At 65.7% G+C, this 15929-nt stretch carries 12 protein-coding genes and 1 pseudogene; 9 read left to right on the forward strand and 4 right to left on the reverse strand.

Annotation, left to right across the window (positions count from 1 at the left end; genetic code table 11):
• The 3 genes and pseudogenes from RAD15_RS40310 to RAD15_RS40320 form a co-directional block, all read right to left on the reverse strand.
• Positions 1-186, reverse strand: a pseudogene (locus RAD15_RS40310) (hypothetical protein); the annotation flags it as partial.
• A gap of 151 nt (positions 187-337) precedes the next feature.
• Entirely contained in the window at positions 338-763 is a 426-nt protein-coding gene (locus RAD15_RS40315) for a universal stress protein (RefSeq protein ID WP_458184257.1), read from the reverse strand.
• 55 nt (positions 764-818) lie between these two features.
• Positions 819-1355 (reverse strand): SixA phosphatase family protein, encoded by a 537-nt coding sequence (locus RAD15_RS40320; RefSeq protein WP_458184258.1) that lies wholly within the window; start codon positions 1353-1355, stop codon positions 819-821.
• A gap of 194 nt (positions 1356-1549) precedes the next feature.
• Between RAD15_RS40320 and RAD15_RS40325 the strand changes: the two genes are divergently transcribed.
• From RAD15_RS40325 to RAD15_RS40365, 9 genes are all read left to right on the forward strand, one after another.
• Positions 1550-3019 carry an NAD(P)/FAD-dependent oxidoreductase gene (locus RAD15_RS40325; RefSeq protein WP_458184259.1) on the forward strand — a complete coding sequence of 490 codons (1470 nt, stop codon included), beginning with the start codon at positions 1550-1552 and terminating at the stop codon, positions 3017-3019.
• An 86-nt stretch (positions 3020-3105) separates the two neighbouring features.
• The gene (msrB, locus tag RAD15_RS40330) at positions 3106-3618 is read left to right on the forward strand and encodes a peptide-methionine (R)-S-oxide reductase MsrB (protein ID WP_458184260.1); all 513 of its coding nucleotides are present in this window, start codon (positions 3106-3108) and stop codon (positions 3616-3618) included.
• Between the two features lie 290 nt (positions 3619-3908).
• Positions 3909-6161, forward strand: a complete 2253-nt coding sequence (locus tag RAD15_RS40335; RefSeq protein WP_458184261.1) for a flagellar hook-basal body complex protein — start codon at positions 3909-3911, stop codon at positions 6159-6161.
• 34 nt (positions 6162-6195) lie between these two features.
• Positions 6196-8079 carry a flagellar hook-associated protein FlgK gene (gene flgK, locus RAD15_RS40340; RefSeq protein WP_458184262.1) on the forward strand — a complete coding sequence of 628 codons (1884 nt, stop codon included), beginning with the start codon at positions 6196-6198 and terminating at the stop codon, positions 8077-8079.
• A gap of 21 nt (positions 8080-8100) precedes the next feature.
• Positions 8101-9984, forward strand: coding sequence for a flagellar protein (locus RAD15_RS40345; RefSeq protein ID WP_458184263.1), 1884 nt, complete (start codon positions 8101-8103; stop codon positions 9982-9984).
• Positions 9985-10055: 71 nt separating this feature from the next.
• Positions 10056-10838 carry a hypothetical protein gene (locus RAD15_RS40350; RefSeq protein WP_458184264.1) on the forward strand — a complete coding sequence of 261 codons (783 nt, stop codon included), beginning with the start codon at positions 10056-10058 and terminating at the stop codon, positions 10836-10838.
• Positions 10828-12477 carry a hypothetical protein gene (locus RAD15_RS40355; protein ID WP_458184265.1) on the forward strand — a complete coding sequence of 550 codons (1650 nt, stop codon included), beginning with the start codon at positions 10828-10830 and terminating at the stop codon, positions 12475-12477. Before RAD15_RS40350 ends, RAD15_RS40355 begins: the two co-directional genes overlap by 11 nt.
• Before the next feature lies 1 nt (position 12478).
• Positions 12479-13714 carry a hypothetical protein gene (locus RAD15_RS40360; RefSeq protein ID WP_458184266.1) on the forward strand — a complete coding sequence of 412 codons (1236 nt, stop codon included), beginning with the start codon at positions 12479-12481 and terminating at the stop codon, positions 13712-13714.
• The gene (locus tag RAD15_RS40365) at positions 13711-15210 is read left to right on the forward strand and encodes a pyridoxal phosphate-dependent decarboxylase family protein (protein WP_458184267.1); all 1500 of its coding nucleotides are present in this window, start codon (positions 13711-13713) and stop codon (positions 15208-15210) included. The genes RAD15_RS40360 and RAD15_RS40365 overlap by 4 nt, the downstream gene beginning before the upstream one ends.
• Positions 15211-15312: 102 nt before the next feature.
• On the opposite strand, the gene flbT is transcribed toward RAD15_RS40365, so the two are convergent.
• Entirely contained in the window at positions 15313-15753 is a 441-nt protein-coding gene (flbT, locus tag RAD15_RS40370; RefSeq protein ID WP_458184268.1) for a flagellar biosynthesis repressor FlbT, read from the reverse strand.
• Positions 15754-15929: the final 176 nt, after the last annotated feature.

Raw genomic sequence — 15929 nt, forward strand, 5'->3', positions numbered from 1 at the left:
AAACCCGTTCGCGCCGATGCCATCTGCGTCCACCGCCGCCCGGCCCGCGTTCGTGACGATCGCGATACGCCCCTCTTCCTTGGGCCGGAGTGCGCGCACTATCCGCCAATTCCGAATTTCGGTAAAGCGGAATATTTTTGGCGGAGCGGGTTGACCGAGCGTTTGGGTGTTTTGCCCGTCGGGCAAGGCAAGGTCTTATGCGTAGGGTGGATTAGCCGAAGGCGTAATCCACCTCTTCTGCTTCCGCGGAGAGAGACAGTGGTGGGTTACGCCAGCGGACTGCGCTTTGCGCAGCCGCGGGCTAACCCACCCTACGAGAGCGGGCTCGCTGCAACCGTCAGTGCCTGACCACCAGCACCGAGCATTTGGCGTAGCGCACCACGTGCCCGGCATTTGATCCGAGGAAATAGGTGCGCATTGCAGGCCGGTGCGAGGTCATCACGATCAGGTCGGCCTTCATGTGCACGGCCTCCTCCAGGATCTCGTGGTAGATGCCGCCCTGGCGCACCACGCTGGAGATGCGTGCCGCCTCGATGCCGGATTCCCGCGCGACGATGGCGAGGGCTTCCTCCGAGGTCTGGCGCTGCTGCTCGTCGAAATCGGCCGGCACGTATTCGGCCAGCATCACCGGCGTCATCGGCAGCACGTTGAGCAGGCGTACCGCGCCGCTCCAGGTCTGCGACAGCGTTGCCGCGGTCGCGATCGCCGGCTTGGCGAGATCAGTGTCGGCGAGGTCGATGGGCACGAGGATGGACTTGAACATCTGCGCCTCCCTAGTGACCAAGCTGGATGGACCGGTCGAGACGGCGCCCGCTGTCTCAACCCGATCGAAGCAGCTTGGGGCTGACGAACAGCACCAGTTTGCCGCGGCGGTAGGCCACGTCGCCCCAATCCTTGACGTCAAAGTCGAAGATCGCAAGCCCCGCGGTGGGCAGATTGTGGGCGAGCGCCTTGGCGCCGGCCGGATCGCCACCGCCCGTCAGCATCAGCGCGGCCTCGTGCATGCCGGGATTGTGGCCGACCAGCAGCAAATGTTTCGGGTTGGCCGGGGCGGTTGCAGTGCGAATGGATTCCAGGATCTGCGCGGGATCGGCGCCGTAGAGCTCCGGCAGGATCTCGACCTGCGGCGCCGCGACCCGGTCCTTCATCGCCGCCCAGGCGATGTCCCAGGTCTGGCGGGCCCGGACGGCGTGCGACACCAGCACGGCATTGGGGAAGGGCGGATGGGCGGCGATCCAGTCGCCGATCTCCGCGGCATCCCTGTGGCCGCGGTCGTCGAGCCGTCGGTCCTGGTCACGGCCGCTCGGCGCGTCAGTCTCGGTCTTGGCGTGACGCAGCAGCATCAAACGGCGCATGGCATTCTCGAATCGTTCCACGTCCAGAATAATCTACAGGCGCCGGCTGAGGACAAGGTGACCGGGCCCGATCGATCCTTTAAAGCGCGATGAGATCAGCACAAGTCGTCATCGCGCTTTAAATTGTTGTTTTGAGCATGAACTTTCCGGAAAACCGCTGCACACTTTTCCGGATCATGCTCTAAGAAAACGACATGAGCGAGACTTTCACAAGCGTGTCCCAGGAAGAAGCCGGCTTTCGCGACCGCACGCGGCTGTCGTTCGATCTCGACGCCGACATCTGCGTCATCGGGGCGGGGCTTGCCGGGCTCTCCATCGCGCTGGAGGCGGCCCGGCTCGGAGCCAGCGTCGCGGTGCTCGAGGGGCGCCACGTCGGCTGGAATGCCTCCGGCAACCAGCTCGGCACCGTGATGCCGGGCTTCGCGCTGCCCCTCACCGAGCTGATCGAGCGCATCGGCTTCGAGGACGCGCGCGAATTGTGGACGCTGTCGAAGGAGGGGGCCGAGTTCGTCCGGGCCAACGCCACGGAAGAGAACATGCCGGGAGTAGCCCCCAGCGACGGCGTGCTGCAAGTCTCCAACGTCGATGCTGGTGACCGGCTGATCAGCCGGTTGCAGATGTTGAACGAGGATTTCGACACCGAGGTCGAGGGCTGGCAGGTCGATCGCGTCCGCGAGGTGCTCAAGACCGATCGCTATTTCCACGGCGTGTATTATCCCAAAGCGTTCCAGGTCGACGGGCGCAAATATGTGCACGGCCTGGCGACGCTGGCGCGGCGGGCCGGCGCCCGCATCTTCGAGGATACGCCCGTCGTCAGCATCGATCATTCCGGCATCCGCAAGCGCATCGTCACGCCCTCGGCGCGGCTGCGCGCGACCCATATCGTGCTCGCGGGCAACATCCATCTCGGCGCGCCCTTGCGGCGGCTGTCGGAGACGCTGCTGCCGGTCTGGCGCTATGCCGGCATCACCGCGCCGCTCGGCGAGCGCGTGCACGAGATCATTGCGTTCAAGGGATCGGTGATGGATTCCGACGGCGTCGACCATTTCCGGATCGTCGACGGCGACCGGCTGATGTGGGAGAGCCCGGAGACCACCTGGGCGGCGCGTCCGCAGCGCTTTGCGGGCGCCGTCAGGCGGCGGATCCGATCCATCTTTCCTCAACTCGGCAATGTCGACATCACCGAAACCTTCGGCGGCGCCACCGGCCAGACCGTCCACGGCATGCCGCAGATCGGCCAGTTGCGCAAAGGCCTGTGGGTGGCGAGCGGGTTCGGCCGCCAGGGCATGAACACCTCGGCCATGGCCGGGCAGATGATTGCGCGCAGCATCCTGTGGGGCGACGAGCGCTGGCGGCTGTTCTCGCCGTTCGAGCTGGTCTGGGCGGGCGGCGCCACGGGGCGTGTCGCCGGCCAATTGGTCGGGATCTGGGGCAGGGCGAGTTCCGCCGCCGCAGGATCGCTCGCTCGCTACCGCGAGCGTGCCAGGGTCAAGGATCGGGAACGCGAGGCACGTCTTGCCGAAGCCAACCGGGCTGCCGGCACCGGTCCGCGCCGTCCGCCACCCGGCGTCAGGCCTCGGCCGGCCCCGCCGCCGAAACCTGCGGTCCAAGAGGGAGAGCCGGCCATGGAACCGGCCTCGCACGACGACGGCGTCTCGCGATAGGCCCGAGAAAAATTCCGCCCGGAAGTGTAACGTCGGCCGTTAGAGCCCGTATCTCAGGGCGTGGACGCTCCCGCACGGAGAATGAGATGTTTGATCGCCGCATCCTGTTGACGACTGTCGCCGGCCTGTTCGGTCTCTCGGCCTTTCGCTGGTTGAGGGGATCCCCGGCAGAGGCTGGTGAGAAGGTCGCGGAAAAGTTCGAGATCGAGAAGACGGAGGCCGAATGGCGTGCCCAGCTCACGCCGCAGCAATATGAGATCCTGCGCAATCACGGCACCGAGCGGCCCGGCTCCAGCCCGCTGCTGAAGGAGCACCGCAAGGGCGTGTTCGCCTGCGCCGGCTGCGACCTGCCGCTGTTTGCCTCCGACACCAAATTCGAGAGCGGCACCGGCTGGCCGAGCTTCTACCAGCCGATCGAGGGCAATGTCGGCAAGACCGAGGACCGCGCCTACGGCATGGTCCGCACCGAGGTGCATTGCCGCCGCTGCGGCGGCCATCTCGGCCACGTCTTCGACGACGGTCCGAAACCGACCGGACTGCGCTACTGCATCGACGGTTTCGGGTTGGTCTTCCACCCCGCGGCGGCGTCGGCGACGTAAGCCTTTCTACTCGTCATTCCGGGGCGGTCCGCAGGACCGAACTATGGTGCGCAATTGCGCACCTGAGAATCTCGAGGTTCCGGATTCGATGCTGCGCATCGCTCCGGAACGACAGGATGTCCCGGCAATTGTTGCCGGTCCCGGCAATTGTGCCCCGGTCATCGGACTGGGGCTTTTTCATTAAGTCATTGATTTCATGAGAATATCCGCATTGGCATAGCCCTTGCGACTGTCTCTCCCGACTGCGGCCATGCGTTGGCGCCGCCGAGATCGGATTTGGAGACAAAGTTATGGGTATCTTCGATGCAATGAACACCTCGGTGGGTGGCCTGCAGGCGCAGTCCTACGCGCTGCAGAACATTTCCGGCAACATCGCGAACTCATCCACCACCGGTTACAAGGGCATCGGCACCAGCTTCGTCGATCTCATCCCCGACTCCTCGGTGCCAAGCAAGCAGGTCGCCGGTGGCGTGACGGCCAACGCCAAGGCCACCATCACGACGCAGGGCACGATTTCGGGCTCCAGTGTCGCCACCAACATGGCGATCACCGGCGACGGGTTCTTCTCGATCCAGAAGGCGACCGGCATCGTCGACAACGCGCCGCAGTTCAGTGGCGTCACCTATTACACGAGGCGCGGCGACTTCCAGCTCAATGCCAACGGCAATCTGGTCAACGGCGCCGGCTACTATCTGATGGGCGTCACGGTCGACCCCAAGACCGGCAACCCGCAGGGCAACGTCGCGACCGTCCTGAAATTCCAGAACAACTTCATCCCGGCGCAGGCAACAACCTCGATCCAGTACGCGGCGAACCTGCCGACCCAGCCGAATACGGTGGCGAGCTCGACCGCGGCGAGCGGCACGCTACTGGCGGCTGGCGGCCTCAATCCGTCCGACTTCACCGCCAACCCGCTGCCGGTCGGCACACCGCCCGCACCCTATACCAACGCGACGGTGTCCGGTGCGGCCGCCACCGGCAACATCCGCTCGGCCTACTCGTCGACGACGGGGACGGGCACGGTTGCGCTCCAGAACAACTCGTCCGCGGTGGCCTCGACCTCCACCTCCCTCGACAACACCGTGGGCACGCATCTCGCCTCCAGCATCCTCACCGCGCTGAGCGGCCAGACCCTGACGATCAACGGCAACACGGTCACCTTCAACGGCGGCACCACCGTCTCGACGGTCGGCAGTAACACAACGATCGGCCTCGGTGCGGGCACGACGGCCACGGTGGCCAGCATCCTGAACGCGATCCAGACCGCAGGCGGCGCCGGCGTCACGGCCTCGCTCTCCGCCAGCGGCAATATCCAGATCTCGACGGGTACTGGCACCGACGTGGCGGTCGGCAGCGGCACGGCGGCCACCGCGCTCGGCATCAGCAGCGTGACTCGCGGCGGCAACGTGCTGTCCTCGCCCGCAATCACCGGCGCGACGGTGCTGAGCGGCAGCGCGACCGCCGGCGGCGCCGAGGTGCTCACGTCGGGCTTTGCGGCCGGCGACACCATCACGGTCGACGGCCAGACGCTGACCTTCATGGCGTCGGGCGCTTCCGGCGCGAACCAGATCAACATCACCGACAACATCACGACCCTGCTCGGCAAGATCGACGCGCTCTCCGGCGCGTCGGGATCGTCCGTCAGCACCGGCGGCGTGATCACGCTGAACACCGGCACCGTCTCCAATCTGTCGGTGTCCAGCTCCAACAGTGCGGCCTTCGCCGCGCTCGGCTTCACCTCGACCATCACCAAGAACCGCGACGGTGGCGGCACCGCCGGCACCGGCGGCGTGATCGGCAACGACATCGCGACCTTCACCAAGGAATCGATCAGCGGCGGTGCGGTGACCGCCTACAACGCAGCCGGCACGCCGGTGAACCTGCAACTGCGCTGGGCCAAGACCGACAGCGCCTCGCTGGGCACTGGACATACCGACAGCTGGAACCTGTTCTATCAGACCGACCCGAATGCGACCGGCACGACGGTCGGCTGGGTCAATACCGGGCAGGCCTTCACCTTTGCCTCCGACGGCTCGCTGACCTCGCCGAGCGGCTCGGGCATCACCATCAACAACGTCAGCGTCAGCGGCCAGTCGCTCGGCTCGGTCGCCTTCAACATCTCCTCGGGCGGGCTGACGCAATATGCCAGCACCAGCGGCGCGGTGACCATCAACACCATCACCCAGAACGGCTACGCCGCCGGTCAGCTCCGCTCCGTCGCCGTCAACAACAACGGCCTCGTGGTCGGCACCTTCTCCAACGGCCAGAACCTCGATCTCGCGCAGGTGTCGCTGTCGCACTTCAACGGCACCAATTACCTGAAGGCGCTCGACGGCGGCGCTTATGCCGCGACCGAACAGTCGGGGCCTGCGATCGACGGCGCCTCGGGCACCATCAGCGGCTCGTCGCTGGAAGGCTCGAACACCGACATCGCCGACGAATTCACCAAGCTGATCGTGACCCAGCAGGCCTATTCGGCCAACACCAAGGTGATCACGACGGCGAATTCGATGGTGCAAGACCTCCTGAACGTGTTGCGCTGATCGGCGCGTGACGTAACCAAAGGCGGCTAGTGACATGGGTTTGAGTTCAGCCCTCGCCAGTGCGATGAGCGGTCTGCGTGCCAACCAGGCCGCGCTCTCGATCGTCTCCTCGAACGTCGCCAATTCGCAGACGCCTGGTTACGTCGTCCAGACGCCGAACCAGATCGAGGTCACCACCGGCGATTTCGGCTCGACGGCGATGACGACCGGCGTCAGCCGGGAGCTCGACACCTATGTGCTGAACCAGCTGCGTACCGAGATCGGCGGCAGCGGCTACGCCGACCAGATGGCCAACATTCTGAAGCAGCTTCAGAACGTCTATGGCACGCCCGGCAATAGCGGCACGCTCGAAACCGCGCTGAACAATTTCACCACGGCGCTTCAGGCGCTGTCGACCAACGCGGGGTCCTCGTCGGCGCAAACCGTTGCCCTGGGCGCGGCGCAAGCGCTCGCGACGCAACTCAACGTCACCACCAAGGGCATCCAGTCGCTGCGCTCCAATGTCGAGCAGGATCTCGGCACCTCGGCGCAGCAGGCCAACGCGGCGATGCAGAAGGTCGCCGACATCAACACCAAGCTTCAGGGCCTGTCGGCCAACGATCCGTCGGCCGCGACGCTGATGGACCAGCGCGACCAGGCCATCAACACGCTGTCGAAATATGTCGACGTCCGCGTCACCACCGACGGGTCGAACCAGGCCAACATCTACACCACGACCGGCATCCAGCTGGTCGGCGCCGGGCTCGCCTCGCAATTCACCTTCGCGTCCGCCGGCGCCCTCTCGGCGACCTCGCTCTACAACATCGATCCGGCCAAATCCGGCGTCGGTGCGCTCAACATCAAGCTCCCGAACGGCTCGCAGCTCGACGTCGTCGCCAACAACGTGGTTTCCTCCGGCCAGATCGCGGCTGATTTGAAGCTGCGCGACCAGACGCTGGTGCAGGCGCAGAACCAGATCGACCAGCTCGCCGCCACAATGTCGAGCGCGCTGTCCGACAAGACCACCGCCGGCAGCACCGTGACCGGCCCGCCCGCCGGTTTCGACATCGACCTTGCCGGCGCGCAGCCGGGCAACACCGCCACCTTCACCTACACGGACACGGCGACCAATACGAAGCGTCAGGTCACGCTGGTCAACGTCACCGATCCGGCGGCGCTGCCGCTGCAGAATGCGACCAACGCCAACCCGATGCAGATCGGCGTGAACTTCTCCGGCGGGATGGGCGCGATCGCTTCCGCGCTCAACACGGCGCTGTCAGGCTCGCACCTGACTTTCTCCGCAGCCCCGTCGCCGGCGACCGCCACCACGCTGCGTATCACGGACGACAACAGCGGCCTTGCCAAGGTCAATTCGGCCTCGATCAGCAAGACGATCTCGTCGCTGACCTCGGGCAACCCGCAACTGCCCCTGTTCACCGACGGCGGACAGGCGCTCTACACCGGCGCGATCACGGCATCGGGCTCGCAGATGACGGGCCTTGCCGGACGCATCGCCGTGAACACGCAGCTGGTCAGCGATCCGACCAGGATGTCGGTCTACAATACCTCGCCGGTGACGCCCGCGGGCGACACCACGCGCTCGGACTATCTCTACTCGCAGCTCACCTCGGCGGTGTTCTCCTATTCGCCGCAGAGCGGCCTCGGCTCGGCGAGCCAGCCCTTCACCGGCAGCGTTTCGAGCTATCTCCAGCAATTCCTCAGCGTCCAGGGCAACGCCGCGACCCAGGCGACCCAGCTCCAGCAGGGCCAGAGCGTCGTGGTCTCGACGCTCCAGGCCAAGTTCAACTCGACCTCCAGCGTCAATCTGGACTCGGAGATGTCGAACCTGATTCAGCTCCAGAATGCCTATGCCGCCAACGCCCACGTCATGTCGGTGGTGCAGAGCATGATGAACACGTTGCTCCAGGCTCAAGTGTAACAAGTAACAGGGCTCTGAAACATGTCGATCAGCAGCATCAACTACTCTTCGTCGGTTCTGGGCTCGCAGATCCGCAACATCAATCAGCAGCTCACCGACCTCTCGACGCAGCTCTCGACCGGCAAACTGTCGCAGAACTATTCCGGGATGGGCACAAACGAGGGCTTCGCGATCGCCGGGCGGGCGCAGCTCTCCAACATCGCGGCCTATACCGACACGATCACGAACGTCAACGTCAGCATCAATCTTGCCAATACAGCGCTGCAATCGCTGACCAAGATCCGCAGCACGGTGCAGACGGGCGCGGCCAACACCGCGCAGGATCTCAACGTCAACGGCCAGACGATCGCGCAGAACACCGCCGCCGCCCAGTTCGGCTCGATGGTCGGCGTGCTCAACACGCAAACGGGCAATCGCTACCTGTTCTCCGGAACGGCCGTCAGCACGCAGTCGGTTGCGAATGCCGGCGACATCATCAACGGCACCACGACGCAGGCGGGGTTCAAGACCGTCATGGCGGAGCGTCAGGCCGCCGACTTGGGGGCCAACGGCATGGGCCGCCTGGTGCAGACCCAGCCGACGCCGAGCTCGGTGAAGGTGTCGGAGGACGTCGCAGGCTCACCGTTCGGGCTGAAGATCGCGGCGGTCTCCTCGACGCTGACAGGCGCAACCGTCACCGGTCCCAGCGGCTCGCCGGTGTCGTTCTCGGTGGATCTCAACGGCGTCAACCCGAACAACGGCGACAAGCTGAGCATCCAGTTTACGCTGCCGGACGGCACGACCGAGCAGATCGACCTGACGGCGTCCTCGGCGACACCGACGCCGCTCGGCAGCTTCGCGATCGACGCAAGCACCCCCGTCAACCCGACCAACACCGCGAACAACCTCAACACCGCGCTGAACACCGCGATCACGAAGCTCGCCAACACCTCGCTCGTGGCAGCGTCCGCGATCGTCGCCGGCGACAATTTCTTCAACACCGCAAGTTCCGCGATCGGCACGCCCGTCAACAACCAGGCCGCGACGCCGGCGCCCGTCACCGGCGCGACGGCGCTGTCAGGCACGAGCCCATCGGACTCGATTTCGCCGGGCTTCGTCGCCGGCGACACCATCACCGTCAACGGCACCACGCTCACCTTCGTCAGCTCGGGCGCGACCGGCAACCAGCTCAACGTCACCGACAGCATCCAGACCCTGCTCGGCAAGATCGACCAGATCACGGGCACCTCGAAGCCGTCGACGGTCCATGGCGGCTCGATCACGATCAACACCGACGATGCGGCGAGCCTGAACATCATGAGCTCGAATACGGGCGCGCTGAGCTCGCTCGGTTTCAGCTCGACGCCCGTGACCGCCACCCAGCCGCCGCTGCGCGTCGGCTCCTCGCCGGCGAGCTCGGCGACGACGCTGGCCAACGGCTCGGCCACCACCGTGAAGTGGTACACCGGCAATGACGGCCCCGGCTCGCCGCGCTCCACCGCGATGGCGCGGGTCGACGATTCCGTCACGGTACAGTACGGCGCCCAGGCCAACGAGGACGCGATCCGCCGGCAGCTGCAGGCGATCGCCGTGTTCGGGACGTTCTCGACCTCGCCGACCGGGCAGTATTCGGGCGGGCAGGTCGCCGCGCTGAGCCTGCGCACGACCCAGGCGCTGACCCAGCAGCCCGGACAGCAGCGCGTCGAGGACATCCAGACCGACATCGCGATGGCCCAGAACACGATGAAGGACGCGAGCACGCGCCAGACCCAGGCCAAGGCGCAGCTCCAGACCATCATCGACCAGGCGGAATCCGCCCCGCAGGACCAGGTTGCGAGCGAGATTCTGGCGCTCCAGAACGCGCTCCAGGCGTCCTACCAGGTGACCTCGAACCTCGCGCAGCTCTCGCTCGTCAAGTTCCTGTAAGGATGCGTTAAGGCGCCGTTAACCATGCCTCTTTACCTCTTGGTGAGGATTGGAGCGGGGCGGAGCTGCCGATGTCGGACAGGATGCAACTGGTGGTGGCAACGCCGTGCTTCGGCGGGCAGGTGTCGAGCATCTATGCGAGCTCGATCTTCGCGCTCCAGCGCGCCGTGCACGGCATGTCCAATCTCGAGCTCAAGGTGCTCCTGCGCGACGGAGACGCGCTGATCACGCGGGCGCGGGCCAATCTGGTCGCGATGTTCCTGGACGATCCCAAGGCAACGCATTTCCTGTTCATCGATGCCGACATCGGATTCAAGCCGGAGCAGGTGTTCCGGCTGATCGAATGCGGCGCGGATGTCGTCGCCGGCTGCTATCCGATCAAGCGGGTCAACTGGGACAAGGCGAAGCGCGCGATCGAGGCCGGCCGCACCGACGTGCCGGCGGCCTCGCTCGACTACGTGCTCGAGATCGAGGAACCCGACCGCATCGTGGTGGTCAACGGCTTTACCCGCGTGCGCTACGCCGGCACCGGCTTCCTGATGATCCGCCGCCAGGCGCTCGAGGCGATGTGCCGCCATCCGGACTACGCGGCCTTGCAATTCTTCCGCGAGCATTCGCACGACACGCTTGCGGCGAGCCAGAACCGGTTCGCATTGTTCGAATGCATGATCGATCCCGTGACCGGCACCTATCTCTCCGAGGATTTTGCCTTCTGCAAGCGCTGGACCGATATCGGCGGCGAGATCTGGGCCGATATCCAGAGCTCGCTCGATCACGTCGGGCCGTCGGTGTTCCACGGCGACATCGCCTCGCAATTCGCACCGGCGCCCGCGGCGGCCGCCGATGCGGCGTGAGCCGTCCGGGATGAGCGCCGGCGCATCCCGTCTGGCAGAACCGGAGCGCACGTCCGAAGGCGGCTCGCGCTATCGCCTGCGCGATCTCTTCACGCCGCTGGATACGCTGCTCGTCTCCGGCGGAGATCCGCGGCTGGCGCTCGATCCCAGGGATCGCGTCAATGCCTATGGTTGCGGGGCCTCGCCCGAGCCCGAGATCTGGAATTTCGCTTCCTCGACCGCCTCTGCGATCTCGCAAGCAGCCTACGACCGCGCCGCGCTGGCGCGCGAAGAGCTGATGCACAAGTGCCTGTTCGACGAGGTCGAGGTCGCCTTCGATGCGCGCTGCGAGGACATGCGCGCGGAGCTGCGCGGCCATCTCCAGCTCCCGCCGCGCGTCGAGGTCGTGTTCTCGCCGTCCGGCACCGACTCGCAGCTCCATGCCCTGTTCGTGGCGCGTGCGGTGCTCGGTGCGCCGCCGGTGACGATCGTGGTCGGCGCCGACCAGACCGGAAGCGGAACCACGCATACTGCGCGCGGGCACCATTTCAGCTCCATGACGGCGAGCGGCTTTGCGGTTCGCAAGGACGGCGCAGTTGCGGGGCTGGCCGGCGCCAGCATTGCGCTGCCGCTGCTCGAGACCGGGTCGGACATCGTGATGCGCACGGATGCCGATGCCGCAGTGCTGGGTGCGATCGAAGCCACGATCGCGCAAGGCGCGAGCGTGCTGCTCCAGATCATGGATTCCTCGAAGCTCGGCTGGCGCGCACCGAGCGCGGCCTGTCTCGACGAGATCGCGCGGCGCTGGCCGCGCAAGGTTCAAATCGTCGTCGATGCATGCCAGGCCCGGCTCGGCCGCCGCCGGCTGCGCAGCTATCTCGACCGCGGCTACATGGTGCTGATGACAGGTTCGAAATTCTTCGGCGGTCCCGCCTTCAGCGGCGCGCTGCTGGTGCCCAAAGGCCTGTCGCGCTCGCTCGACAGGGTCGAGGGGATCGCGCCGGGATTCTTCGACTATGCCGGCCGCAGCGACTGGCCCAAGGCCTGGACGCCGCTGCGTTCGCGCTTCGAGCGCCGGCCGAATTTCGGCCAATGGCTGCGCTGGGAGGCGGCGCTGGCCGAGATCGGCAGCTACTACGCCGTGCCCGGGGCGTTCCGCACAAGAGTGCTGGCCGAGCTTGCCGCCGGCATCGAGAGCATGATCGCGTTGTCGCCCTCGCTTCGCGCCGTTCCAGCCGCGATCGAGAAGAGCGGCGCGGACGACGATGAATTCGCACATGCCACGATTTTTTCGTTCACGCTGCTGCGTGACGGCAAGCCTGTCTCGATCGCGGAGACCGGCGCCGTCCATCGGGCGCTGGCGCGTGACGTGAACGAGGAGATCAGCGGGACCGCGGCGGACCGCCAGATCGCCGTGCAGCGCTGCCTGATCGGCCAGCCGGTCCGGCTGGAACGACAGGACGGCGCGCAGCAGGCCGTGCTGCGTCTCTGCGTCGGCGCACGGCTCGTGACGGAGGCCTGGTCGCTCGATGCGGCGCAGGCGCAACGCAATGTGCAGCACATGCTCGATCGTATCGCCCACGTCCTCGTGAAGATCGAGTTGTTGCTTGATCGTGGTGCGGCCGCGACCGTGCCGCTGAAGTCCGCGTTCGAGGTGTGAGATGCAGCATCCAGTTTCCGCGCCGAACCATGCCGATCGCATCGGCTTCGCGCAGTTGACGCGCCAGGCCTTCGAAGGCGTCGATTTGCAGCCGCTGCGCGATCAGCTCGTGGTCCGGATCACGGAGGGAAAGGCGCATGCGGGCGAAGGCCTCGACCTGTCGCTGATCGTCCAGCTTCTCGGCGACAAGCAAGCCGGGCTTGCGATCCAGTCGGAGGTACTCACCTTCCATCAGCTGTTCCGCACGCCGAGTGCGGCTCCGAAGCCGAGCCTGCGCGTGCTCGCGCTTGCCGCCGACATCGACATGGGCGGCAACACACCGATCGATTTCCTGCTCGAAGACTCCGACATCGAGCTGTTGACGCTCTACGTAGTCAAGAGCGTCGATCTGCCGGAAAGTTTGCCCGAGCACGACGTTGCCATCGTGATTGCATCCGATTCCGAGGAATGCCGGGAGGCGCTCGCGCTGATCGAGAAGGCTGCGCCGCACTGGCCGCGGCCGCTGCTCAATCGCCCCGATCTCATCGGCAACCTCGATCGCGACAAGCTGTATCGGCTGCTGATGGGCATCCCCGGTCTCGACATTCCCGTGACCGCCCACGCGACGCGTGCACAATTGTCGGCTCTCTCGGAAGGGCAGATAGCTTGCAGTAGCATCGAGGGCGAACTGCATTTTCCGATGATCGCGCGGCCGCGCGGCACGCATGCCGGTGTCGGGCTCGCGAAGCTCGACGATGCGGCGGCGCTCGCCGCCTATCTTGCCGAGCGGCAAGAGCAGGACTTCTTCGTTGCGCGTTTCGTCGACTATGCGAGTCCCGACGGCCTCTATCGCAAATATCGTCTCGCCATGGTCGATGGCAAGCCTTACGCCTGCCACATGGCGATCGCCGACCGCTGGGACATCTGGTATCTCAACGCCTACATGGCGTTCAGTGAGGAGAAGCGCGCGGAAGAGGCGGTCTTCATGCTCGACTTCGACCATGCCTTCGCTGCGCGCCACAAGGTCGCGCTCGACGAGATGAGCAGGCGCGTTGGCCTCGATTATTTCATCGTCGACTGCGCCGAGAACCAGAACCACGAACTGTTGGTGTTCGAGGCAGACAACACCGCCGTCGTGCACAACATGGATCCGCCGGGCGTGTTTCCATACAAGCCGCCGCAGATGCGCAAGATCTTTGCGGCGTTCACGGCGATGCTGTCGCGGCACGCAGAAGCGGGCGAGGGGAGTGCCGCATGAACGAGATCATTCGCAAGCCGCAAGGCTCCGTCACGAACACCTCGCTCGATCCGCAGGACTGGAACGAGTTTCGCGCGCTTGCCCATCGCATGCTGGACGAGACGATCGACGGCATCGCCAACGTTCGTGCGCGCCCCGTCTGGCAGCCGATCCCCGACGAGGTCCGTGCGGCCTTCAGCGCCGACGTGCCGCGCGAGGCGAGCGATCTCGCCGAGGTCTATCGCGAATTCGCCGAGCATGTCGCGCCCTATGCGACCGGCAACGTCCATCCCGGCTTCATGGGCTGGGTGCATGGCGGCGGGACGGCGGTCGGCATGCTCGCGGAAATGCTTGCGGCTGGCCTCAACGCCAATCTCGGCGGGCGTGATCACATGCCGATCGAGGTCGAGCGCCAGATCGTCACGTGGATGCGGCGCCTGTTCGACTTCCCGGACAGTGCGAGCGGCATCTTCGTCACGGGCACGTCGATGGCTAATCTGATGGCGGTGCTGGTGGCGCGTACCAGCGCGCTTGGCTCGCTGGCGCGGCAGCACGGCATCGGCAATGACGGTGCACTGCTCACGGCCTATACGTCGCAGGCCGCGCATGGCTGCGTGTCGAGGGCGATGGACATTGCCGGGCTCGGCACCGATGCGCTGCGCAAGATCGATGTCGATGCCGATCATCGCATCGACGTCGCCGCGCTGCGCGCGCAGATCGCGGTCGATCGCGAGGTCGGCTTCAAGCCGTTCCTGGTCGTTGCTTCCGCCGGCACGGTCGACATCGGCGCGATCGACGACCTCAAGGCCGTCGCGGAGCTGTGCCGCGAGGAAGGAATCTGGTTCCACGTCGACGGCGCTTTCGGTGCGCTTGCGATCCTGTCACCCGAGCTCGCGCCGCTGCTCGGCGGCATCGAGCTCGCCGATTCCATTGCGCTCGACTTCCACAAATGGGGACAGGTGCCCTACGATGCCGGCTTCCTGATGGTGCGCGACGGCGAGCAGCATCGGCAGGCCTTCGCACAGCCCGCGGCCTATCTGCGCCGCGAGGCGAGGGGGCTTGCAGCGGGCGCGGTGTGGCCTTGTGATCTCGGCCCCGATCTGTCACGCGGTTTCCGCGCGCTGAAGACCTGGTTCACGCTGAAGACGTTCGGAACCAACCGGCTGGGTGCGGTGATCACGCGAAGCTGTGCGCTGGCAAAATATCTCGAAACGCTCGTCCTCGCCGAGCCGCGGCTGGAATTGCTGGCGCCGGTCAATCTCAACATCGTCTGCTTCCGCTACCGCGCCGATGATACGGTCAATCGCGAGATCGTCGCCGATATCCAGGAGTCCGGCATCGCCGCGCCGTCGAGCACGACGCTGGACGGCAAGCTTGCGATCCGCGCCGCCATCGTCAATCACCGTACCGACGAGACCGACATCGATGCGCTGATCGCGGCCGTGCTGGAGTTCGGCGGACGGCGAAGCGGTGACGGCGTGATCGAGGTCGAGGCGCCGCCGCTCGCCGCGCAGTAGCTGGTGCTTGCCGCAAACGACAACGGCCCCGGAGACGATCCGGGGCCGTTGTCGTTTGCGGAGCTTCGCCGTTCGCGCGGCGTGGCCCGCGAAAGCGCGGGGTCAGGCGGCGCTGCTGACGTCGGCCTTGTCCGCTTCAGCCTTGGGATGCGTGGCCTCGAACTGGCCCCGCAGCTTGTCCTCGTAGGCGATCAGCTTGCGCGCGTCCTTCAGCGCCCGGTAGAGGTCGCCGTTCAGGATGTTGTTGTTGATGCCCTCGATGATCGGCCAGGAGCTCGGCACCGCGGTGACGATGTCGCGCACGAGGTTGAAATAGGTGCCGTGCTGGGTTTGCGGATCCGGCGAGATGTACATGAGCTGGACCGCCAGATAGACGAGCTTGGCGGGCGTATCGGCGGTCTCCGGCGTGAGGATGTCGCGTTCGCGCAGGATCGGCACGTTGTCGCCATCGATCAGGAGGCGGGCGCGCTGGTCGGTGTTGGTTATCACGCAGTTACCGACGATGATGCGTTCGTGCGGTCTGAGCTCGACCTTGAGGGCCATGCCTGTTCTCCATCAACGCTTTCGTAACCGAGCGTGTGTTGCGGCGGATCAGGGCGCAATACTCCATCAAGACTAGTTAACGAGTTGTGAATCCCGGCGATCGCCGCGGAAAAGCTCAATCATATCAGCGTTGAAATTACCCGGCGGGCTGACGCCTCGGGTGCGCATATCGGCCG

Source organism: Bradyrhizobium sp. 14AA (assembly GCF_054185205.1).